21 protein-coding genes are annotated in these 23,130 nt (G+C 62.5%); 18 read left to right on the top strand and 3 right to left on the bottom strand.

The features are described from left to right. Positions 1–58 precede the first annotated feature (58 nt). The 3 genes from ACD590_RS23260 to ACD590_RS23250 are packed head-to-tail and all read left to right on the top strand — an operon-like array spanning position 59 to position 3,343. Positions 59–1,846: an ABC transporter ATP-binding protein gene (locus ACD590_RS23260; protein ID WP_018244312.1), complete on the top strand. Its 1,788-nt coding sequence runs from the start codon at positions 59–61 to the stop codon at positions 1,844–1,846. A gap of 15 nt (positions 1,847–1,861) precedes the next feature. Continuing rightward, a complete protein-coding gene (gene dapB, locus ACD590_RS23255) occupies positions 1,862–2,686 on the top strand; it encodes a 4-hydroxy-tetrahydrodipicolinate reductase (protein WP_439003422.1) in 825 nt (274 codons plus the stop codon). Positions 2,687–2,707: 21 nt separating this feature from the next. Beyond that, positions 2,708–3,343, top strand: coding sequence for a 2,3-bisphosphoglycerate-dependent phosphoglycerate mutase (locus ACD590_RS23250; RefSeq protein ID WP_028731826.1), 636 nt, complete (start codon positions 2,708–2,710; stop codon positions 3,341–3,343). 39 nt (positions 3,344–3,382) lie between these two features. Here the strand turns inward: ACD590_RS23250 and phnF are convergent, their stop codons facing one another. Beyond that, complete coding sequence (gene phnF / locus ACD590_RS23245; protein ID WP_065277014.1) at positions 3,383–4,120, bottom strand: phosphonate metabolism transcriptional regulator PhnF; 738 nt, start codon at positions 4,118–4,120, stop codon at positions 3,383–3,385. A gap of 224 nt (positions 4,121–4,344) precedes the next feature. On the opposite strand from phnF, the gene phnG reads away from it, so the two are divergent. The 15 genes from phnG (at position 4,345) to ACD590_RS23170 (ending at position 17,112) form a co-directional block, all read left to right on the top strand. Next, positions 4,345–4,821, top strand: a complete 477-nt coding sequence (phnG, locus tag ACD590_RS23240; RefSeq protein WP_439003421.1) for a phosphonate C-P lyase system protein PhnG — start codon at positions 4,345–4,347, stop codon at positions 4,819–4,821. Next, positions 4,821–5,429, top strand: a complete 609-nt coding sequence (gene phnH / locus ACD590_RS23235) for a phosphonate C-P lyase system protein PhnH (protein ID WP_439003420.1) — start codon at positions 4,821–4,823, stop codon at positions 5,427–5,429. Before phnG ends, phnH begins: the two co-directional genes overlap by 1 nt. 4 nt (positions 5,430–5,433) lie before the next feature. After that, complete coding sequence (locus ACD590_RS23230) at positions 5,434–6,540, top strand: carbon-phosphorus lyase complex subunit PhnI (RefSeq protein WP_439003419.1); 1,107 nt, start codon at positions 5,434–5,436, stop codon at positions 6,538–6,540. Then, positions 6,537–7,412 carry an alpha-D-ribose 1-methylphosphonate 5-phosphate C-P-lyase PhnJ gene (locus ACD590_RS23225; RefSeq protein ID WP_003544415.1) on the top strand — a complete coding sequence of 292 codons (876 nt, stop codon included), beginning with the start codon at positions 6,537–6,539 and terminating at the stop codon, positions 7,410–7,412. Before ACD590_RS23230 ends, ACD590_RS23225 begins: the two co-directional genes overlap by 4 nt. Beyond that, positions 7,409–8,185, top strand: coding sequence for a phosphonate C-P lyase system protein PhnK (phnK, locus tag ACD590_RS23220; RefSeq protein ID WP_028731831.1), 777 nt, complete (start codon positions 7,409–7,411; stop codon positions 8,183–8,185). The genes ACD590_RS23225 and phnK overlap by 4 nt, the downstream gene beginning before the upstream one ends. Before the next feature lie 26 nt (positions 8,186–8,211). Further along, positions 8,212–8,919 (top strand): phosphonate C-P lyase system protein PhnL, encoded by a 708-nt coding sequence (phnL, locus tag ACD590_RS23215; RefSeq protein ID WP_026230920.1) that lies wholly within the window; start codon positions 8,212–8,214, stop codon positions 8,917–8,919. After that, complete coding sequence (locus tag ACD590_RS23210) at positions 8,916–9,533, top strand: DapH/DapD/GlmU-related protein (protein ID WP_439003418.1); 618 nt, start codon at positions 8,916–8,918, stop codon at positions 9,531–9,533. The genes phnL and ACD590_RS23210 overlap by 4 nt, the downstream gene beginning before the upstream one ends. Positions 9,534–9,650: 117 nt before the next feature. Beyond that, positions 9,651–10,502: a phosphonate ABC transporter ATP-binding protein gene (gene phnC, locus ACD590_RS23205; protein WP_439003417.1), complete on the top strand. Its 852-nt coding sequence runs from the start codon at positions 9,651–9,653 to the stop codon at positions 10,500–10,502. Positions 10,503–10,588: 86 nt separating this feature from the next. Next, the gene (gene phnD / locus ACD590_RS23200) at positions 10,589–11,494 is read left to right on the top strand and encodes a phosphonate ABC transporter substrate-binding protein (protein WP_028731835.1); all 906 of its coding nucleotides are present in this window, start codon (positions 10,589–10,591) and stop codon (positions 11,492–11,494) included. Positions 11,495–11,665: 171 nt separating this feature from the next. After that, positions 11,666–12,625: a phosphonate ABC transporter, permease protein PhnE gene (gene phnE, locus ACD590_RS23195; RefSeq protein ID WP_028731836.1), complete on the top strand. Its 960-nt coding sequence runs from the start codon at positions 11,666–11,668 to the stop codon at positions 12,623–12,625. A gap of 7 nt (positions 12,626–12,632) precedes the next feature. After that, the gene (gene phnE, locus ACD590_RS23190) at positions 12,633–13,976 is read left to right on the top strand and encodes a phosphonate ABC transporter, permease protein PhnE (protein ID WP_439003416.1); all 1,344 of its coding nucleotides are present in this window, start codon (positions 12,633–12,635) and stop codon (positions 13,974–13,976) included. 140 nt (positions 13,977–14,116) lie between these two features. Then, the gene (locus tag ACD590_RS23185) at positions 14,117–14,812 is read left to right on the top strand and encodes a DUF1045 domain-containing protein (protein ID WP_113541782.1); all 696 of its coding nucleotides are present in this window, start codon (positions 14,117–14,119) and stop codon (positions 14,810–14,812) included. Positions 14,813–14,825: 13 nt separating this feature from the next. Further along, positions 14,826–15,965: an alpha-D-ribose 1-methylphosphonate 5-triphosphate diphosphatase gene (locus tag ACD590_RS23180; protein ID WP_439003415.1), complete on the top strand. Its 1,140-nt coding sequence runs from the start codon at positions 14,826–14,828 to the stop codon at positions 15,963–15,965. Continuing rightward, complete coding sequence (gene phnN / locus ACD590_RS23175) at positions 15,962–16,558, top strand: phosphonate metabolism protein/1,5-bisphosphokinase (PRPP-forming) PhnN (RefSeq protein WP_018244296.1); 597 nt, start codon at positions 15,962–15,964, stop codon at positions 16,556–16,558. The genes ACD590_RS23180 and phnN overlap by 4 nt, the downstream gene beginning before the upstream one ends. Positions 16,559–16,578: 20 nt before the next feature. After that, the gene (locus ACD590_RS23170) at positions 16,579–17,112 is read left to right on the top strand and encodes a GrpB family protein (RefSeq protein WP_439003414.1); all 534 of its coding nucleotides are present in this window, start codon (positions 16,579–16,581) and stop codon (positions 17,110–17,112) included. Here ACD590_RS23170 and ACD590_RS23165 read toward each other — a convergent pair. Both ACD590_RS23165 and polA read right to left on the bottom strand, forming a co-directional pair. Further along, positions 17,109–19,454: a DNA translocase FtsK gene (locus tag ACD590_RS23165; protein ID WP_439003413.1), complete on the bottom strand. Its 2,346-nt coding sequence runs from the start codon at positions 19,452–19,454 to the stop codon at positions 17,109–17,111. The two genes, ACD590_RS23170 and ACD590_RS23165, sit on opposite strands and share 4 nt — an antisense overlap. A gap of 275 nt (positions 19,455–19,729) precedes the next feature. Further along, positions 19,730–22,729 (bottom strand): DNA polymerase I, encoded by a 3,000-nt coding sequence (gene polA / locus ACD590_RS23160; RefSeq protein ID WP_439003412.1) that lies wholly within the window; start codon positions 22,727–22,729, stop codon positions 19,730–19,732. Positions 22,730–23,130 lie beyond the last annotated feature (401 nt).

Here is a 23,130-nt window from a genome sequence, read left to right as displayed (position 1 = left end):
CCCGGCAAAAGTGCGTGTCGCCCTCGCGAGGCGCTTGGTCCGAGACAGGAAATCCTATTTGGAAGCGGCGGAAAGCAGAACGCAGAGCGTCAGCAGCGATACCGTAACCGGTATCCTGAAGCGCATCATCGCTGAAAACGGCCGCGACCATCTCTGGGGCTATGTCTTTGCGATTGCCTGCCTCATCGTGGTGGCGCTTTCGACGGCGTTTACCGCCTGGATCATGCGGGCGATCATCGACGAGGCCTTCGCCAATCGGCGCGCCGACGTCGTCTGGATCATCTGTCTTTCGATCTTCATCGCCTTCGTGCTGCGCGGTTTTGCGAGCTACGGCCAGGCGGTGGCGCTTTCCAGGGTCGGCAACGATATCGTCGCCCGCTACCAGCGCCGGCTCTATGCGCATCTGATGACGCTTTCGGTCGGCTTCTTCAGCGAAGCGCGCTCGGCCCATATCGCCGCGCAGGTGAGCCAGAACGTCAGCGGCATCCGCGACGTGCTCAACCTGACAATCACCTCGACGGTGCGCGATCTGCTGACCTTCGTATCGCTGCTCGCCGTGATGATCCTGCAGGATCCGCTGCTCAGCCTTGCCGTGTTCATCATGGCGCCGCCGCTGCTTTACGCGCTGCGCTATGTTTCGAAGCGGCTGCGCTCGGCGACCCGCGAGGCCGTGCATCTGAACAGCCACGTGCTCGGCGCGATGCAGGAGACGATCCAGGGCATCGCCATCGTGAAGGCCTTCACGATGGAAGAAGAACTGGAGCGCAAGGTCAACAAACTCATCAAGGGCGCCGAAAGCCGGGCGAACCGGATTGCCCGGCTTTCCGAGCGCACGTCTCCGCTGACGGAAAGTTTCGCGGGCTTTGCCGTCGCCAGCGTGCTTGCCTATGCCGCCTACCGCTCGATCTACTTTAATGTGCCACCCGGCGCCTTTTTCTCCTTCGTGACCGCGCTGCTGCTTGCCTATGACCCGGCTCGACGGCTTGCCCGCCTGCAGGTGCAGATGGAGCGCGCCGTCGTCAACGCGCGGATGATCTACGAGTTGCTCGACATGGAGCCGCGCCAGCGCGACCTGCCAGATGCCCGGCCGCTGACCGTGACGCAGGCGAGGATCGAATTCCGCAACGTTTCCTTCGCCTATGGCAACGAAAGCGTGCTCAGCGGCGTGAGCTTCATCGCCGAGGGCGGGTCGACCACCGCACTGGTCGGTCCCTCGGGTGCCGGCAAATCCACCGTCATCAGCCTCATTCCGCGTTTCTACGATCCGCGCGAAGGCGAAATTCTGATCGACGGGCAGGACATCGCCCACATCACCAAGAAGTCGCTGCGCCAGCAACTCGCCTATGTCTCGCAGCAACCCTACCTGTTCGAGGGCACGATCCGCGACAATATCCGCTATGGCCGGCCGGAGGCGACCGATGCCGAAGTGGAAGAGGCGGCCAGGCTTGCCTATGCGCATGATTTCATCTCGGCACAGCCGCAGGGTTACGAGACGCCGGTCGGCGAAAACGGCGTGACGCTTTCGGGCGGCCAGCGCCAGCGCCTGTCGATCGCACGCGCCCTGGTGCGCAACGCGCCGATCCTGCTTCTCGACGAGGCGACCTCCGCCCTCGACACCGAATCCGAAGCCGCCGTGCAGAAGGCGCTCGACGAAGCGATGACCGGACGCACCGTCGTCGTCATCGCCCATCGGCTCTCGACCGTGGTGCGCGCCGACAAGATCGTCGTCATGCAGCAGGGCCGCGTCGTCGAGGAAGGCAATCATGAGACGCTTGCGAAGGTCAGCGACGGTCTTTACGCTCGCCTCAACAACCTGCAGAGGCCCTCGGCCTCCGATTCATACTGACCTGGTGAGACTGACATGAGCGATGCTGCGATGAAACTGGTGGTGGTTGGCGCAGCAGGACGCATGGGGCAGACGCTAGTCCGGCTCATCCATTCCATCGACGGCGTGACGCTGCATGCCGCGGTCGAGCGCGCCGGTTCGCCCTTCGTCGGCAAGGATGCCGGCGAGATCGCCGGTCTCGGCCCGACCGGCGTCATCATCGGCGACGATCCGCTCAACGCCTTTCTCGATGCCGAAGGCGTGCTCGACTTCACCTCGCCCGCTGCAACAGTGGAATTCTCAGGCCTCGCCGCGCAGGCTCGCATCGTCCATATCGTTGGAACGACGGGCTGTTTACCCGATGACAACGCCAGGATCGCCGCGGCAGCCCGCCATGCCCGCATCGTCAAATCAGGCAATATGAGCCTCGGGGTCAATCTGCTCAGCGTGCTGGCAGAGCAGGCAGCGCGGGCGCTCGACCCTGATGACTGGGATATCGAGATCCTGGAAATGCACCACAAGCACAAGGTGGATGCGCCTTCCGGCACCGCCCTTCTCTTCGGCGAGGCCGCGGCAAAGGGGCGCGGCATCGATCTGGCCTCGAAGTCGGTCCGGGTGCGCGACGGCCATACCGGCGCCCGCGAAGCCGGCACCATCGGTTTTGCGACGCTGCGCGGCGGCTCCGTCATCGGCGAGCATTCCGTGCTTTTCGCCGGAGAAGGCGAAATCGTCACCTTGTCGCACAGCGCGGCCGACCGCTCGATCTTTGCGCGCGGCGCCATCAAGGCGGCGCTCTGGGCGCGCGACAAGAAGCCGGGTCTCTATTCCATGCTCGATGTGCTCGGGCTTTCTTCCTCATAACGATACTACGGAGGCATATTCATGAGCGGTACCCTCGTCCTCGTTCGCCACGGCCAGAGTGACTGGAACCTGAAGAATCTCTTCACCGGCTGGAAGGATCCCGATCTGACGGAGCTCGGCATCCAGGAAGCCAATGCCGGCGGTACGGCACTTGCCGAATACGGGATCAAATTCGACGTCGCCTACACCTCGGTGCTGGTGCGTGCGCAGCACACGCTGAAACTCATCCTCGACAAGGTCGGCCAGCCCGATCTCCAGACGATCCGCGACCAGGCGCTGAACGAGCGCGACTATGGCGATCTCTCCGGCCTCAACAAGGACGATGCCCGCGCCAAATGGGGCGAGGAACAGGTGCACATCTGGCGCCGTTCCTATGACGTGCCGCCTCCCGGCGGCGAAAGCCTGCGCGACACCGGCGCCCGCGTCTGGCCCTACTACCTCACCGAGATCCTGCCGCGCGTGCTCAGGGGCGAGAAGGTGCTGGTGGCCGCACACGGCAATTCGCTGCGCTCGCTGGTGATGGTGCTCGACAAGCTAAACAAAGAAGGCGTGCTCGCCCTCAACCTCGCGACCGGCGTGCCGATGGTCTACAAGCTGAAGGCGGATTCCACCGTCGCTTCAAAGGAAGTGCTCGGCGACATGTCGGGCGCGCATTGATCTCAGCTGATCTTTCCCCGCTTCGGCGGGGAAAGACGCTCAGTTCTCGATGGTGAACTGCACCCGGTCGGCCGCGAAACGGCTGATCGAATATTGCACCGGCACACCGTCGAGATCGGTATTCATTGCCTTGGCGATCAGAAGGATGGCACCGGGAGTGAGTTCGAGATCGGCCATATCGGCTGCGCTCGCATGAGCGGCCGTCACCTCGGTCGTCGCCCGGACATAATCCGGCAGGCCGAGTTCGGCGAAAGCCTTGGTGATCGATTCCCCCGCCCGGTACGCCTCGCCGATACCGGCGAAGCGTTCGGCCGGAAACCAGCTCGTCGCCCTTGAAACCGGCCGCTTGTCCGCCTGGCGCAATGTTTCCAGGCGGATCACTGGCTCACCCTGCTTCAGGCCCAGCCAGCGGGCGACCTCTGCATTCGCTTCCTCTTTCGCCTCATCGAGCAGAAGGCCGCGCATTTCACGCGCCTGATCGCCAATGCCGGCGGTAAAGCGCGTGCGCCTTGTGATCGGGAAATTCAGCCGCTCCTTGCGTTCGATCAGCGTGCCGCGACCTTGTACCGCACGGACGATCCCCTCCTGCGCCAGTGCCGCCAGCGCACTGCGCACCGTATGCCGGTTGACGCCGAATTGCACCGCCAACATGGTTTCCGGCGGTACCATTCCCGTTTCGTCATAGGCTCCGTTGCTGATCGCCTCGCGAATCCGATCGGCGATCTGGCGCCACAGCGCCACGCCGGTTTGCCTTTGCACCTGCTTCAATCCCGCCATTCCACCCCTGCCCGCCATTTCTCGCCTTCTGCATAATTCGATCCTGAAAACGATCCCGATTTCAGGATCGAATTATGCAGCAATTCAAAGTGCTACAGCGTCCTTTGCGCGTCTGAAAAGACGCGCGGCGCTGTAGATGTCACACGCTTGTCACGACATCGATTTAGAGCTAAATGTATCTTGTATGGTTGTCTATATCAATAGACATTTTAAGGGAAGCGGCGATGATACCAGCGGACAGGAAAGACGCTGCGTCACAGACGGCATCCGGGCGCAAACGCGCCGCCGATCTGCTGGCGCGTGCGGAACGCAGCGAACTCACGGCGGTCTTCGATGCGCTGCCGCAAAAGCCTGTGGCCCATCGGGTGCGCGGACCGGAGACCGGGCTGGTGATGGTGCGCGGACGCATAGGCGGCGGCGGCGCTCCCTTCAATCTGGGCGAAGTGACCGTGACGCGGGCCACCGTCCGGCTCGACACCGGCTCGGTCGGCCATGCGCAGGCGCTCGGCACCGACCGCGAGAAGGCCCAGCTTGCGGCGATCTTCGACGCGCTCTGGCAGGAGGACGCGACGAAGGATTTTGTCGAACAGGCACTGCTTTTGCCGATCGCCGAACGGATCGCCGATGCCGAACGCCGCAAGACGGACGAGACGGCGGCGACACGCGTCGATTTCTTCACCATGGTGCGGGGAGACAACTGATGGGCCTGAAGACAGAAGCTCTGACCGGCGGCTTTGCCGAGCCGGTCTTCCATGCCCAGAGCGTCTTCAAGATGCTGATGGACGGCATGGCCCGCCCCGGCACGATCCAGACCGTTCAGCCCGATGTCGCTCCGCCGGCACCGCTCGGCATCGCCGCCGGCACGATCGCGCTGACGCTTTGCGACCACGACACGCCCGTCTGGCTTTCCCATGGACTGGTGAAATCCGCCGTGCCGGAATGGCTCGGCTTCCATACCGGCGCGCCGTTGACCACCGAAAAGGCCGAGGCGCGTTTTGCCTTCACCGAGGCCGGCACCGCACTTTCCTCCTTCGGCCTCTTTGCATCAGGCACGCAGGAATATCCCGACCGCTCGACGACTGTTGTCATCGAACTCGCCGAACTCGAGGGCGGCCGCAGGCTGGCCCTGATGGGTCCGGGCATCCAGAGCGTGACGGAGATCGCGCCCATCGGCCTGCCGGAGACCTTCCTGCGGCTCTGGACCGAGAACCGTGCGCTCTTTCCGCGCGGCGTCGACATCGTGCTGACGGCGGGCAGGCGTTTCCTCTGTCTGCCGCGCACCACCAAGATCACAGCAACGGAGATCTGAGCTCATGTATGTTGCCGTCAAGGGTGGCGAGGCCGCCATCGCCAATGCCCACCGCCTGCTGGCCGACCGCCGCCGCGGCGACCGTTCGCTGCCGGCGATCGGCATCGAACAGATCGTGGCGCAGCTGGCGCTCGCCGTCGATCGCGTCATGGCCGAGGCCTCGCTTTTCGACCGCACGCTCGCAGCACTTGCCATCCGCCAATCACGCGGCGATATGATCGAGGCGATCTTCCTGCTGCGCGCCTACCGCACGACGCTACCGCGTTTCGGCTATTCCAGGCCGCTCGACACGGCTGATATGACGATCGAACGCCGCATCTCGGCGACCTACAAGGATCTGCCGGGCGGCCAGCTCCTCGGCCCGACCTTCGACTATACCCACCGGCTGCTCGATCCCACACTGCTTTCGGACGAGGCAGTCGAGACGCCCGCTCAGCGTGCAGCCGAGACCGGCCGCGTCATGCGCGTCTCCGAAATCCTCGGCGAAGAGGGCCTGATCGAGGCCGACGGCGACATGCCGGAAGATCATGAGATCGGCGATCTGACCCGCGAGCCGATGGAATTCCCGATGACCCGCGATCTGCGCCTACAGGCGCTTGCCCGTGGCGACGAGGGCTTCCTGCTGGCGCTCGGTTATTCCACCCAGCGCGGCTACGGCCGCAACCACCCCTTCACCGGTGAAATCCGCATCGGCGACGTCGAGGTGGAATTCGACGTGCCGGAACTCGGTTTCGCCGTCTCGCTCGGCACGATCCAGATCACCGAATGCCAGATGGTCAACCAGTTCAAGGGTTCGGCCAAGGCGCCGCCGCAATTCACCCGCGGCTACGGCCTGGTCTTCGGCCAGAGCGAGCGCAAGGCGATGGCGATGTCGCTGGTCGACCGGGCGCTTCGCGCCGAAGAGCTCGGCGAGGATATCACCGCGCCGGCACAGGACGAGGAATTCGTCATCTCGCACTCCGACAACGTCCAGGCGACGGGCTTCGTCGAGCACCTGAAGCTTCCGCATTATGTGGATTTCCAGGCCGAACTCGATCTCGTCCGCCGCATGCGCCGCGAATTCGAAGCCACCCGCAACGGTGGCGAAGACATGAAGGAAGCCGCCGAATGACCGATCTGGCCAGCTACAACTTCGCCTATCTCGACGAACAGACCAAACGGATGATCCGCCGGGCCATCCTGAAGGCAATCGCCATTCCCGGCTACCAGGTGCCCTTCGCCTCGCGCGAAATGCCGATGCCCTACGGCTGGGGCACCGGCGGGGTGCAGGTGACGGCCTCGATCATCGGACCTGATGACGTGCTGAAGGTCATCGACCAGGGTGCCGACGATACGACCAACGCCGTTTCCATCCGCGCCTTCTTCCAGAAGGTCGCCAATGTCGCGGTGACGACGCATACCAAGGATGCGACGATCATCCAGACGCGCCACCGCATTCCCGAAGAAAAGCTTGGGGTCGGGCAGGTGCTCGTCTACCAGGTGCCGATCCCCGAGCCGCTGCGCTTCCTCGAGCCGCGCGAGACCGAGACGCGCAAGATGCACGCGCTCGAAGAATACGGTCTCATGCATGTGAAGCTCTACGAGGATATCGCCCATAACGGCCGCATCTCGCGGACTTACGCGTATCCGGTGAAGGTCCACGGCCGCTATGTCATGGACCCGTCGCCGACGCCGAAATTCGACAATCCGAAGATGCACATGTCGGACGCGCTGCAGCTCTTCGGCGCCGGACGCGAGAAGCGCATCTATGCGGTTCCGCCCTATACCGACGTCGTCAGCCTGGATTTCGAGGACTATCCCTTCGATATCCAACGTTTCGATAAACCCTGCGCCCTTTGCGGTGCGGAGGATGTCTATCTCGACGAAGTGGTTCTCGACGACAAGGGCGGGCGGATGTTCGTCTGCTCCGACACCGATCATTGCGAAGACCGCCGCGCGCACGGACATGCCGGCGAGATGCTGGCCCGGGAGGCTGCAGAATGAGCGATACTCCGCTTCTCAAAGTCCATGACGTTTCGAAATTCTACGGCAACCGCATCGGCTGCCGCGATGTCTCCTTCGAGCTCTGGCCCGGCGAAGTGCTTGCCATCGTCGGCGAGTCCGGCTCCGGCAAGACGACGCTGCTCAACTGCCTCTCCACCCGGCTGCTGCCGAGCACCGGCAGCGTCGAATATCACATGCGCGACGGCAGCTACCGCGACCTCTACCGCATGAACGAGGCCGAGCGGCGCTTCCTGATGCGCACCGATTGGGGCTTCGTGCACCAGAATCCGGCGGATGGCCTGCGCATGACGGTGTCGGCCGGCGCCAATGTCGGCGAACGGCTGATGGCGATCGGCGACCGGCACTACGGCAAGATCCGCGCTTTGGCGATCGACTGGCTCGAACGCGTCGAGATCGACGCCGACCGCATCGACGATCAGCCGCGCGCCTTTTCCGGCGGCATGCGCCAGCGCCTGCAGATCGCCCGCAACCTTGTCACCGGGCCGCGCCTCGTCTTCATGGACGAGCCGACCGGCGGCCTCGACGTCTCGGTGCAGGCGCGCCTGCTCGATCTGGTCCGCGGCCTCGTCAACGATCTTGGTCTCTCGGCCATCATCGTCACCCACGATCTCGCCGTCGCCCGCCTGCTCTCGCACCGGATGATGGTGATGAAGGACGGCTACGTCATCGAACACGGGCTTACCGACCGCGTGCTCGACGATCCGCGCGAACCCTACACGCAGTTGCTCGTCTCCTCGATCCTGCAGGTCTGAGGTCCTAAACCAAGGAAGAAGAAATCATGGCAACGCCCCTCGTCGTTTCCGAAGTCTCGAAGAGCTTCACCATGCATCTGCGCGACGGCATCAAGCTACCTGTCGTCTCCGATGTCGCCTTCTCGGTCGCATCGGGCGAATGCGTCGTGCTCGGTGGCCCATCGGGCATCGGCAAGAGCTCGCTGCTCAAGATGATCTACGGCAATTATGCCGTCGACACCGGCCAGATCCTCATCCGTCACAATGACCGCATCGTCGATCTCGCCTCCGCCGATCCGCGCACCGTGCTCAACGTCCGCCGCGATACGCTCGGCTATGTCAGCCAGTTCCTGCGCACCGTGCCGCGCGTCGCGGCGATCGACGTGGTTGCCGAACCGCTGGTGGCACGCGGCGAGGACGCCGTCACCGCGCGGGAAAAGGCGGGCGCCCTGCTTGCCAGGCTCAATCTGCCGGAAACGCTCTGGCAGCTTCCGCCCGCCACCTTCTCCGGCGGCGAGCAGCAACGCGTCAACATCGCGCGCGGCTTCATCACCGAGCATACGATCCTGCTTCTCGACGAACCCACAGCCTCACTCGATGCCAGGAACCGTGCCGTCGTCGTCGGCATGATCGCGGAAAAGAAGAAGGCGGGGGTGGCCCTTCTCGGCATCTTCCACGATGAAGAGGTGCGCGAAGCCGTCGCCGACCGCATCCTCGACGTCCAGCAATTCTCACCGAGAAAGATCGCTGCATGAGCCGCAAGCTGGATATCGAGCCCCATTTTCATGAGACGGCGTCCGTCAGCGATTCCACCTTCGGGCGCTATACGGAGGTCTCTGAACGCTGCCGCATCAGCGAGGCCACGTTCGGCGACTATTCCTACATCATGCAGGACGGGTCCGTCTGGTGTGCGACGATCGGCAAGTTCGTCAATATCGCCGCCGCCGTGCGTATCAACGCCACCAACCATCCGACCTGGCGCGCGACGCTGCATCATTTCACCTATCGCGCCGCCGACTACTGGCCGGACGGCGACATGGAGACGGACTTCTTCGCCTGGCGGCGCGCAAACCGCGTGACGATCGGCAACGACGTCTGGATCGGCCACGGGGCGACCATTCTGCCGGGCGTCAACGTCGGCAACGGCGCGGTGATCGGAGCCGGCGCCGTCGTCTCGAAGGACGTCGCGCCCTATGCGATCGTCGGCGGCGTGCCGGCAAAGCTCATCCGCGAGCGCTTTCCGAGAGAGGTCGGCGAACGGATGGACAGGCTTTCCTGGTGGGACTGGGAGCACGACCGGCTACGCCAGGCGCTCTCCGATTTCCGCAACCTGAGCGCGGAAGATTTCCTATCCCGTTACGGCGGTTAAACCCCCGATATAGGGGCGGAGAATTGTGACAGGACTTACACAAATATGACATGTGAGGTTCATCAAGCGGGACTAATGCGATGCTGACCAAGGCCTGAATCGCAAGGGAAGAGCATGATGTTCGAGCTGAAGAATGTCACACGTCGTTTCGGAAAAAAGCTCGCCGTCGATTCCGTCACGCTCGCCATTCCTCAGGGCCAGATGGTCGGCATTATCGGCCGCTCCGGCGCCGGCAAGTCGACGCTGCTGCGCATGATCAACCGCCTTCAGGAGCCGAGCTCCGGCTCCATTCATTTCGCCGGCGTCGAGGTCTCCGGGCTTCGCGGCCAGGCGTTGCGCAACTGGCAGCGCGACTGCGCGATGATCTTCCAGCAGTTCAACCTGGTGCCGCGCCTCGACGTCCTCACCAATGTCATGCTTGGCCGCCTCAATCATCGCTCGACGCTTATGAGCCTGCTCAACATCTTCACTCGCGAGGAACGCGTGCATGCCATCGCGGCTCTCGAACGCCTCGGCATCGAGCAGACGGCGCTGCAGGCAGCCGGCACGCTTTCCGGCGGCCAGCAGCAGCGCGTGGCGATTGCCCGCGCTCTGATGCAGAACCCGAAGATGGTTCTCGCCGACGAGCCGATCGCCTCGCTCGATCCGCTGAACGCCAAGATCGTCATGGATGCGCTGCGCGATATCAACGAGCGCGAGGGCATCACCGTCGTCACCAACCTTCACACGCTCGACACCGCCCGCAACTATTGTGAGCGCATCGTCGGCATGGCCGGCGGCCGCGTCGTCTTCGACGGCAAGCCCTCGGAGCTGACCGCGGAAGCGGTGAAGGAAATCTACGGGACGGACAAGGACGGCGCCGGCATCGACGAAACGGTGACCTCGACATCGATCAATATCGCCCCCGAGTGGGCAGACCATCAATCCGCCGGCACACAGCCGCTGGCGCTGGCGCTGGCCGGCCTCTGAGAGAGGCAGCCGCGATCGAGCGCCCGCGTCAAGGGCACACTTCTTCGTAACGGGAAGGCCGGGGACACCGGTCAATAGGAGAGAACATGTTGAAGAAAGCACTCTTTGCGGCAACGGCGCTCTTCGCGCTCGCCGGCGCTGCCCACGCTGCAGACCTCAAGGAATTCCGCATCGGCATCCTCGGCGGCGAAAACGAAACCGACCGCCTGCGCAACTATGCCTGCCTTGCCGACCATCTGAAGCAGGAATTCGGCTTCGAGAAGGTTTCGCTCTTCCCGGCCGCCGACTATGACGGCGTGATCCAGGGCCTGCTCGGTGGCACGCTCGACTTCGCCGAACTCGGCGCCTCCGGCTACGCCGCCGTCTACATCAAGGATTCGAAGGCTGTCACGCCGATCCTGACGACGCAGCAGAAGGACGGCTCGACGGGTTATTACTCGATCGGCCTTGCTCTGAAGTCCTCCGGCATCAAGTCCATCAAGGACGCCAAGGGCAAGAAGCTCGGCTACGCCGATCCGGATTCCACGTCCGGCTACCTCGTTCCGCTGACGCAGATCCCGAAGGACACGGGCATGCCGAACGACAAGTTCTTCGCCTCGACCCAGTTCAACGGCGGTCACGAGAACAACCTTCTCGCTGCCTATGACGGCAAGGTCGACATTGCCGTCGACGATAGCTCGGGCATCGGCGACTTCAAGGACGGCTACACCTCCGGTACCTTCCGCAAGGAAGTCGACAAGGGCGCCGTCGATCCGAACAAGCTGGTCGAAGTATGGCGTTCGCCGCTGATCCCGAACGGCCCGCTCGTCGTTCGCAATGCTCTCGGCGAAGAGTGGCAGACGAAGCTTGCAGCCTTCTTCACGGCTCTGCCGGAGAAGGATCACAAGTGCTTCGCCGCTGTCGAAGGCGGCGATTACAAGGGCTACTCGCCCGTCAAGCACGACTTCTACAACGCTGTCGTTGAAGTCCGCAAAGCTGCCATCGGGGGCTGATCGAGCCGTTTCGAATGAGGGCGGCCGGCAACGGCCGCCCTCTATCTTTTGACTACGGCGCCGCGCGTCTTAGACGCGCAAAGGACGCTGTAGCACTTTGAATTGCTGCGTAATTCTATCCTCAAATCGATTCCGATTTGAGGATAGAATTATGAAGTAGGCGAGGCGTTGATGACTATTGCCGATACACAGCCGCAGATGCAGAGCACCAAGGAGATCGGCACCGCCTGGGACCGGATGGTCGCCAAGCGCCGCTTCTATACCGTCCTCGGCCTAGTTATCCTGATTGCGGCTTTCGTCAGCTCCGTCCGCTTCGCCGACGAGAGCAATGCCGGCCATTTCTTCGACCGTCTGCCGCATCTCTTCGACTTTCTGAGCTGGCTCATCCCCAGGGATTGGCACGACGTCTGGCGCGCGCTGTTTGATATAGCGAGCGTCAACGACAAGGGCGGCGAGGAATTCAATTTCGACAGAGGCCGCGTGTATATCTGGGGCGCCTTCTACATTCCCGAATATTTCGAGCTGATGATCGTCACCATCAACGTCGCGCTGATCTCGACGATCATCGCCTTCGTCTTAGCCGTCCCATTGAGCTTCTTTGCCGCGCGCAACCTGACGAATTCATGGCCGTTGCGCATCTTCACCAAGCGGCTGATGGAGTTCCTGCGCGCCTTCCCTGAAATCGTCATAGCCGGGCTGTTTTCGGCGATCCTGTCGATCGGGCCGGTCGCCGCCATCATCGCCATCACCCTGCACACGATCGGCGCGCTCGGCAAACTCTTCTACGAAGTGGCCGAAAATATCGACATGAAGCCTCACGAGGGCATGAAAGCCGTGGGCGCCAACTGGTGGGAACGCGTGCGCTTTGCCGCCCTGCCGCAAGTGCTGCCGAATTTCACCTCCTATGCGCTGCTGCGCCTTGAGATCAACGTGCGCGCCTCGACCATCATCGGCGCCGTCGGCGGCGGCGGCATCGGCGAGGAGCTGAAGCTTTCGATTTCGCGCGGCTTCGGCGCCAAGACGGTGGCGCTCGTTCTGCTGCTGTTCGTGACGATCGTCGCCGTCGACCAGTTCTCCGCATGGCTGCGCCGCCGCCTCGTCGGCGAGCACGCCTTCCTCCTGCAACATTGAGGCCGCCATGACGGTGATCGACGCAAACCGCATGCATGAGATAGAAACGCGCTATCCGGATTATTTCCACCGGTCGTTCCGCCAGCGTTTCGGCGGGCTGATGATCCTCATCGCGACACTGCTCTACAGCCTCTATGCCGTCTGGTTCTTCGACCTGCCCAAGCTTTTTGCCGAAGCCCATTGGGAGCGCATCGGCATCTATCTCAGCCAATGGGTGAGCTACGACGTTCAGCCGGAATTCCGCATTGGGGATGACGGCTTGATCGACATCCGTTATCCGCGCTTCTCGCCGCTTGGCGACAATCCGCATCCGGACTGGCTGGTCAACAATCCCGACGGCAGCATCACCGTCTCGATCAGCGGCACCAGCGGCAGCGTCACCGTCTCGAAGAGCGAGACGATCGTCACCGCGCATGGCATCAGCGTCCCGGTGGAAGTTTCGAGCGGTGCGCCGAAAGTCGTCGGACCGGTACCCGGCTGGATGACAGTCTATGATGACAACGTGCTGGCGGATCTCGGCTTTGCCGGCAATGTCAGCATCTCAGTCGACCGGGTGAAGATCCGCAAACGTTTCATCGGTTGGGCGAATTTCATCTTCGACACGCAATCATCCTTCTTCGACAAGCCGGTCGGCGAGGTCGTCAGCCTCATCGTCTCCGGTCCGCGCATCAAGCCCAACCAATCCAACCTGTCGCTCGCCTTCGACGATATCTGGAACAACAGCGAATGGCAGCACGGCGACGTCTGGACCAAGCTTTTCCAGACGATCGTCATGGCGTTCCTCGGGACGCTGCTCGGCTCACTTACCGCCTTTCCGCTCGCCTTCCTGGCAGCGCGCAACATCACGCCGAACCGCCTGCTGAACCAGATCCTGAAGCGCTTCTTCGATTTCTTGCGCTCGGTCGATATGCTGATCTGGGCGCTGTTCCTGACGCGCGCCTTCGGCCCCGGCCCGCTCGCCGGCAGCGGTGCGATCTTCCTCACCGAGACCGGCACGCTCGGCAAGCTCTATTCCGAAGGACTCGAGAATATCGACAACAAGCCGCGGGAAGGCATCAAATCAACAGGCGCTCAGACCGTGCTCGTTCATCGTTATGGCATTATGCCGCAGATCGTTCCCGTCTTCGTCAGCCAGACGCTCTACCAATGGGAATCGAACGTGCGCGGCGCGACCATTATCGGCGCTGTCGGCGCCGGCGGCATCGGCCTCAAGCTGTGGGAGGCCATGCGCACCAACGCCAACTGGGAAAACGTCGCCTACATGGTCATTCTGATCCTGATCGTCATCTTCATTTTCGACACCGCCTCGAACGCGCTGCGCCACCGGCTGATGGGCACGAAAGCCCACTGACCCATCCATCAAAGCAGTGGCGGCGCTGCCGCCATCATCATTCTGTCACGGAAATCTTTTAGCCGGGAGCCTGCTTGCGGTTCGCCGCCAAATCACTGCACAGTGCCCTCCCCGTTTGGACGATCTCCAGGATAAACGCCTTGCGCTACGCTCTCTATTTCTCGCCGCCGAAGGATGATCCCCTGACCGGCGCGGCCTCGCTTTGGCTCGGCCGCAATGCTTTCACCGGCGAGACCTACCCTGCACCGGAATATGAGCAACTGGGGGCGGCAGAACAGTTCGAGCTGACTGCCGACCCGCGCCGCTACGGCTTTCACGCCACGATCAAGGCGCCCTTTTCCCTCGCCTCCTCGGTCACCGAGGAGGATCTCATGACCGTTGCCGAGGATTTTGCCCAGCGCACGCAAGCCTTCGAGATTCCTGAGCTCGTGCTCGGCCAGCTCGGCCGTTTTTTTGCTCTCGTTCCCGGTTCACTTCACCAACCTCTTCAGGATTTCGCCGCGAAGGTGGTAAGGTCCTTCGAACCGTTCCGGGCAGCGCTTTCCGAGGCCGATATGGCGCGGCGCAATCCGGAGAAGCTCAGCGACAGCCAGCGCGCCCATCTGCAGCGCTGGGGTTATCCTTACGTCATGGAGGATTTCGGCTTTCACATGACGCTGAGCGGCCAAGTGCCAGAGACACGTGCTCAGGTGATGAAAGCGATCCTGACAGAGCGTTTTGCCGATTTCATCGGCCGGCCGCTTTCGATTTCCGGCCTTGCCGTCTTCATCGAGGAGACGCGCGGTGCGCCGTTCAAAGTTCATTCCTGGCTGCCGCTTGCCGGCGCCAAAAGCTGAAAGACCTGACGACATGAGCAAAGAGACCGTGTTTTCCAACGCCCGCATCGTTCTCGAGGATGACATCCTCTCAGGCTCGATCCTCATCCGCGACGGCAAGATTGCCGACATCTCCGAGGGCAACTCGGTAGCCGGCGAAGATTTCGAAGGCGACTACGTCATTCCAGGCCTCGTCGAGCTGCACACCGATCATCTCGAAGGCCATTATCAACCGCGTCCCGGCATTCGCTGGAACAAGACCGCCGCAGTTCAAGCGCATGACGCCCAGATCGTCACGTCAGGCATCACCACGGTGTTCGACTGCCTGCGCATGGGTGCGGACGAGGACGGCGGCTTCGAACATGGCGAGATGCGCGAGATGGCGGACGCCATCCAATCGGCGGAGAAGGAAGGCAGGCTGCGCGCCGAGCACCTCATCCACCTGCGCTGCGAGGTCTCGGCCGACAACGTGCTCGAACACTTCGGCGATTTCGAAAACGACCGGCATGTGCGGCTCGTCTCGCTGATGGATCATGCACCCGGCCAGCGGCAATTCCAGACGATGGACCAATATATCTTCTACTACCAGAAGAAGCGGGGCCTGAGCGACGAGGCGTTCGCCCGTTTCGTTGCCAAGCGTCAGGCAGAATCGGCGCGCAATTCGACGCCGCATCGCAATGCCATCGCCAAGGTCTGCGCCGAGCGCGGCATCACCGTGGCAAGCCATGATGACGCGACGCTCTCGCATGTCGACGAGGCAATTGACAACGGTGTGCGCCTGGCCGAGTTCCCGACCAGTTTCGACGCCGCCCGGGCGTCGCACGAGCACGGCATGAGCGTGCTGATGGGCGCGCCGAACATCGTGCGGGGCAAGTCGCATTCCGGCAATATCGCCGCCCGCGACCTTGCCGAGATGGGCGTGCTCGACGTGCTTTCCTCCGACTACGTACCGCTCAGCCTGCTGCATGCGCCCTTCATCCTCGCCGACGAGGTGGAGAGCATCAGCCTACCGAAGGCGATCGCCATGGTGACGTCGACGCCCGCCCGCACCGTCAGCTTCGACGATCGCGGCCGGATCGCAACCGGGCTGCGCGCCGATCTTGTCCGCGTCCATCGTTCGCACGGCGTGCCGGTGACACGCTCCGTCTGGCGCCAGGGACGCCGTGTCGCATGATGCCGCACGAACCCCACGCAGGAGCCGGTGCCGAGCGCGGCATCATGGTCGTTGTCGTCGGTCCGAGCGGTGCTGGCAAGGACACGCTGATGAACCTCGCCGCCCGGCGTTTTGCCGGCCGTGAGAACGTGCATTTCGTCCGCCGCGTCATCACCCGCCACCGCGATGCCGGCGGCGAGGACCATCTTTCCGTCTCCCTCCAAGGGTTTGCCGCCATGGAGCAATCAGGCTCCTTCGCCGTCTGGTGGGAAGCGCACGGCCTGAAATACGGTATTCCCGCCGAGGTCTCGGTGGCGCTGTCGAGAGGACATGTCGTTGTCGCCAACGGCTCGCGCTCGGCGCTTCACCGCTTCCAGGCCGCCTTCCCGCGCCTGAAAGTCATCAACGTCACCGCCCGCCCCGAGGTGCTCGCCGGCCGGCTGGAGGCGCGCGGACGCGAGACGCATGAGGACATCATGGCCCGGCTCGCCCGCGGACCGCTGACGGTGCGCGGCGAATATGACGTGGTGGAGCTCGACAATAGCGGCTCGCTCGAAGAGGCCGAGCAGAAGATGATCGAGATCCTGGACGGATTGCTGACCAAGGCACACTGACCAAGCTCGAGGGAAAAGGCATGCGCGCCATCAAAGTGGTCGACTACGATCCCTCTTGGCCACTGCTGTTTGCTGAGATCAGCACCGAGATCTCGATCCTGCTCGGTGACCGCCTGCTTTCCATCGATCATTTCGGCAGCACATCAGTGCCTGGATTGGCGGCCAAGCCGAAGATCGACCTTGATGCCGTGATGATATCCGACGAGTTCCTGCCGACAGCGATCGAGGTGGTGCGCGCTGCCGATTTCGTCTTCCACGGCGATACCGGAGAGCAACGATGGGCTTTCACCCGTGATCATCAAGCTTATGGCTTCAGGCTCTATCTTTGCGGACCCGACAATCGCGGACATCGGGACCGCATTCTGTTTCGCGATTATCTCAGGGTTCACCCCGAGAGAGCCAAGGCTTATGCCGAGCTGAAACGCCGGCTGGCCGCAGAGGCAGGTGGCGATTGGGATTTTTACACCGCCGGAAAAACCACGTTCGTCAGCGAGACGCTGCGGTTGGCAGACTTGAGGACGTGGAGTGCGCAGTCGCACTCCGCGCCCGATTAATCGCCGTCACCCCGTCCCGATACGATCTCGCGCTTGCCGACGTGGTTGGCTGGGCCGACGAGACCTTCCTTTTCCATGCGTTCCACCAATGAAGCAGCGCGGTTGTAGCCGATGCCGAGGCGGCGTTGGATGTAGGACGTCGAGCACTTCTTGTCGCGCATGACGACTTTGACCGCCTGCTCGTAGAGTTCGTTCCCATCTTCCGAGGCCATGGCGCTCTTGTCGAAGACGGCGCCGGCTTCTTCCTCTTCCGTCTCTTCCTCCTCGTCGGCGGTGACGGTGTCGAGATATTCCGGGCGGCCCTGGGTTTTCAGATGGGCGACAACCTTTTCCACTTCCACATCCGAGACGAAAGGACCGTGGACGCGGGAAATCCGCCCGCCGCCCTGCATATGCAGCATATCTCCCTGACCGAGCAGCTGCTCGGCGCCCTGTTCGCCGAGAATGGTGCGGCTGTCGATCTTCGAGGTCACCTGGAAGGAGATGCGGGTCGGGAAGTTTGCCTTGATCGTGCCGGTGATGACGTCGACCGACGGACGCTGTGTCGCCATGATCAGATGGATGCCGGCGGCGCGGGCCATCTGGGCGAGGCGCTGGATTGCCCCTTCGATGTCCTTGCCGGCGACCATCATCAGGTCGGCCATCTCGTCGACGATGACGACGATATAAGGCATCGGCGTCAGGTCCAGCGCCTGGCTTTCCTCGATCGGAACACCGGTGCCCTTGTCGAAGCCGACCTGGACCATGACGTGGATGGTCTCGCCCTTTTCGCGGGCCTGTGCCATGCGGTCGTTATAGCCATCGATATTGCGCACGCCGAGGCGCGACATCTTGCGATAGCGCTCCTCCATTTCGCGCACGGCCCATTTCAGCGCCATGACCGCCTTCTTCGGATCGGTGACGACGGGCGTCAGCAGATGCGGGATGCCGTCATAGACGGAAAGCTCAAGCATCTTCGGATCGACCATGATCAGGCGGCACTGTTCCGGCGTCATGCGGTAGAGCAGTGACAGGATCATCGTGTTGATGGCGACCGACTTGCCGGAACCAGTGGTGCCGGCGACGAGCAGATGCGGCATCTTGGCGAGCTCGGCGATGACAGGCTCGCCGCCGATGGTCTTGCCGAGGCCGAGCGCCAGCTTGTAACCGCTCTTCTCGAAATCCTGGCTTTCGATCATCTCGCGGAAATAGACGGTTTCACGTGTCACATTCGGCAATTCGATGCCGATGACATTGCGGCCGGGGACGACGGCCACGCGGGCCGAAAGCGCCGACATCGAGCGGGCGATATCATCGGCAAGGCCGATGACGCGCGACGATTTCACGCCCGGCGCCGGCTCGAATTCATAGAGGGTGACGACAGGACCGGGTCGGACATGGATGATTTCGCCCTTGATGCCGAAATCTTCCAGCACGCTTTCCAGAAGCCCGGCATTCTGCTCCAGCGTCTCTTGCGACATGATCTCGCCGAGGCGTTCCGGCGGCTCCTGCAACAGGGCACGCGGCGGGAATTGATAGCCGGATGCGTCGATCCTTTCGGGCCTCGCGGCCAGGCGCGGCGACGGCAGGACCGCGGCGACAGGCGGCGTGCGCTGCGGCGCTGGTGCTGCCTGAGGGGCTGCTGCGATTTGAGGGGCTGGCGCGACCTGAGAGGTTGGCGCCGCCTGAGGTAAGGGCGCGACCGGTGCCTCGACAGCGATGCGCCTGGGTCTTTCCAGGGACGGGGCGGCCGGAGGGCGCACAGCGACCTTTGCGGAGATCGCAGCGGGCTGCGGGACCGGGCGGGAGGTGACGGGAGCAGGGGCCGACCGGCCGGGGCGCCATTCCATGATCCGGAACAGCGACGTGATCGATTCGGGCGAGGTCTCGGTCTTCGGGAACGATATCAAGGGCGGTGCGCGAACCGGCTCGGCCTCTTCGAAGGCCATGACTTCCCAAAAGGCGAAATCCGAAATGGAGGAAAGCTCGGCGCTGGCGCGGAAAGCCGGCGCGCCGGGCTCGTCAGGCAAAGGTGACGGCTGCAGTTCGACCCTATGCGGTGCTACGGAAATTTCGTCCGGCTCTGGCAGATAGATATCGAAGGGCACGTCGACGGCAACCGGCTCTATCCGTATCGCCTGCTGTCCAATCTGCGAATCATCGCGAACGGGCTCATTCGGCGCGCGCCGCCTGCTGATCAGCGTTTCCGGCGTGCGGGTGAAACGGACATTCGGCGCGAGGGAAAAGTTACTCTGCCAGATGGGTGCCGCCGGCTTCTCCCCTGGGTTTTCCGCCGGAAGGTCCGTTTCAATCTCGCTGGAAAAATCTCCGGCATCCGTCAAATTGGTTCTGGGAAAACGCATGCGTCCGCTACTCACTCATGCTTTGCAAATTACGACCCTACCGGGATAGAAAAGGAAGGTTAATAAGTTCCTTCCTGCCGTATCGTTCCGATACGATCCCCTGGGATAAATCGCTGCACTTTCAATGAGTTCTGGCAGTGAGAAAAATCTTTGCCAATTTTGGGGAGCCGCTCTAAAGCGCGTCGCAATCTTTTGGATTCGCTCCTGGCGCTTTAGGCTTTATTTCCACGCATGTCGTTATCGCAAAACCGCTGCACAGTTTTGCGCGACATGCCTTAGTGCGCCTCGTCCCAATTGGTGGCGGCGCGTGCATCGACCCTCAGCGGCACACGCATTTCCAGCGCCGGCATGGTGGCGTTTTCCATCACCGAGACGATGACCGGCATCGCCTTTTCGACATCTTGGTCCTCGACCTCAAAGATGAGTTCGTCGTGCACCTGCAGCAGCATGCGGACGCGATCGGCAAGGCCGACTTCAACAAGCGCCGGCTCTATCTTGATCATCGCCCGGCGGATGACGTCGGCAGCCGAACCCTGGATCGGCGCATTGATCGCCGCACGCTCGTTGAAGGCGCGCACGGATGGATTGGACGAGCGGATGTCGGGATAGTTGATGCGGCGACCGAAGATCGTTTCGACATAACCCTTGTCGCGCGCCATGGCCTTTCGGCTTTCCATATAGTCGCGGATGCCGGGGAAACGCTCGAAATACTTCTTGATATAGTCGCCGGCTTCCGAACGCTCGATCGAAAGCTGATTGGCAAGCCCGAAGGCCGAAATGCCGTAGATGATGCCGAAATTGATTGCCTTGGCGCGGCGGCGCACCTCGCCCGGCATGCCTTCCACCGGCACGCCGAACATTTCCGAAGCCGTCATGGCGTGGATGTCGACGCCATCTTCGAACGCCTTGGTCAGCTGCGGGATCTCGGCCACATGGGCAAGCACGCGCAGTTCGATCTGGCTGTAGTCGGCGGAGATCAGCTTGTGGCCAGGCGTCGAGATGAAGGCGGTGCGGATCTTGCGGCCTTCTGCGGTGCGCACCGGAATGTTCTGCAGGTTCGGCTCGGACGAGGACAGGCGCCCCGTGGTCGTCGAAGCCAGCGAGTAGGAGGTGTGGACCCGCTTTGTCTCGGGGTGAACGTAACCTGGAAGCGCGTCGGTATAGGTGGATTTCAGCTTGGTGACCTGGCGCCAGTCGACGATCTTGCGCGGCAATTCGAAACCGGCGGCGGCTAGATCCTCGAGCACCTGCGCGGAGGTGGACCATTGGCCTGTCTTTGTCTTGCTGCCGCCGGAAAGGCCCATCTTGCCGAACAGGATATCGCCCAGCTGCTTCGGCGAGCCGATGTTGAAACGTTCGCCGGCCAGCACGTAGATCTCGTCCTCCAGCCTTGCTGCACCCTGGGCCAGCTCGCCGGAGAGCCGCGACAGGATCTGCCGGTCGACGGTGATGCCGCGCGCTTCCATACGCGCAAGCACGGGCAATAGCGGCCGCTCCAGCCGTTCATAGACGCTGGTCAGCCCTGCTGCCGCCAGCCGGGGCTTCAGCACCAGCCAGAGGCGCAGAGTCACGTCGGCATCTTCGGCGGCATACTGGGTGGCGCGGTCGATGTCGACCAGATCGAAGGTGACATTCGCCTTGCCGCTGCCCGCCACGTCCTTGTAGGGGATCGGGGTATGGCCGAGGAATTTTTCCGAGAGCGGATCCATGCCATGCGCGCCGGTGCCGGCGTCGAGCACGTAGGAGATCAGCATTGTGTCGTCGAAACTCCTGGTCTCGATGCCGTAGCGCTTCAACAGCAGGTAGTCGTATTTCAGGTTCTGGGCGACCTTGAGAACCGATTCGTCCTCCAGCAATGCCTTCAGCCGCGGCAGGGCATCGCGCATCGGGATCTGGTTGTCGGCAAGGCCGCCGCCGAGCAGATCGCCGACGCCGTTCTTATGGACAAGCGGCACATAGGCGGCGCGGATCTTCGTACCGGTGGGATCGGCCGTATTGTCGGCGATCGCCAGCGAAAAGCCGACAAGTTCGGCCTGCATCGCATCCAGCGACGTGGTCTCGGTATCGAAAGCAACGAGGCCGGTAGCGCGCGCATCGGCAATCCAGCGGTCGAGCGTCGCCAGGTCGCGGATCGTGACATAGGCCGAATGATCGAAGGGCAGCGTTGCAAAGGCCTCGGCCCGCGCCTTGGCAAGATCGGCAGGCGAAAAGGCGCCTTCGACCGCGCTCTTCGCCTTCGCGCGCGGCGGCACCGGCACGGATTCGCCCGAGACATCGGGGATGCCGCCGGCAACGGGCTCGGGCTCCGCGGCATCGAGATCCGGGCCGCGGGCCGTCTCGCCCCATTCGATGCGGACGGTCGCCGGTTCGATGGCGCTCGCATCGCAATCGCAGGCCTCGGCGACGCGGCGCGTCAGCGTGGTGAATTCCATCGTCTTCAGGAAGCCGATCAGCTTGGGGCCGTTCTGCGGTTCCAGAACGAGCGCGTCGAGATCGAGATCGAGCGGCACATCGGTGCGCAGCCGCACGAGGTCGCGCGAGAGCCTGGCCATGTCGATATTGGCAAGGATCGTCTCGCGGCGTTTAACCTGCTTAATCTCGGTGGCGCGTTCGAGCAGCGTGTCGAGGTCGCCGTATTCCTCGAGCAGCTGGGCGGCGGTTTTCGGGCCGATGCCCGGAATGCCGGGAACGTTGTCGACGGAATCACCGGTCATCGCCTGCAGGTCGATCATCTTTTCCGGCGGCACGCCCCATTTCTCGATGACATCGGGAATGCCGATCTGCTTGTCCTTCATGCTGTCATACATATGGACATAGGGGCTGACGAGCTGCATCAGATCCTTGTCGGAGGAGACGATGGTGACATCGGCGCCGGTTGCCTCGGCCTGGCGGGCATAGGTGGCGATAATGTCGTCGGCTTCGAAGCCTTCGGTCTCGATGCAGGGCAGATTGAAGGCGCGGGTCGCCTCTCTTATAAGGCCGAATTGCGGGATGAGCTCTTCCGGCGGGGCGGAGCGGTTCGCCTTATAGGCGTCGTAGAGATCCTTGCGAAACGTCTTGGCGGAATAATCGAAGATGACGGCAAGATGTGTCGGCGTCACACCGACATCGGTATTGCGCGCATCCCTCAGCAGCTTCCACAGCATGTTGCAGAAACCGGACACGGCGCCGATCGGCAGGCCGTCGGTCTTGCGGGTCAGCGGCGGCAATGCATGAAACGCCCGGAAGATGAATCCGGAACCATCGACTAGGAAGAGGTGATCGCCTTTTTTCATGCGTGCATGGATAGCGCGGGCATCGGACGAGGTCCATATAGAGTTCGGCATAAAGTTCGGCGCGCGAAAAGGATTATGGCGTTCGGAGCGTCACACAGCGCCGCGCGTCTTTTCGGACGCGCAAAGGACGCTGAGCACTTGGCGTTGCTGCATAATTTTATCCTTCCATCGATTCCGATCTCAGGAATTGTGCGGCAGCGATTCCAGCTCACCAAACTGTTACCGATTTGTAACGATCGCCCTCCCTTGAAAAACCACATTCTGAGCCACAAATCCATGTCACCGGCGCTTGATTGCGTCGCGGGTCTGATTACCGGCTTGTCCCCCGCCGCGTCAGGCTTGGACAAAGGCCTTATCCCCCTCTCCGGGCCTTTGTCCCCACTTTAAAGTCGCCATGGCCA

This window comes from Rhizobium sp. 862_C5_N1_2, assembly GCF_051811205.1.
GTDB lineage: Bacteria > Pseudomonadota > Alphaproteobacteria > Rhizobiales > Rhizobiaceae > Rhizobium > Rhizobium leguminosarum.
The sequence above is the reverse complement of the archived record's forward strand: the minus strand, read 5'-3'. Positions and strand labels throughout refer to the sequence as shown.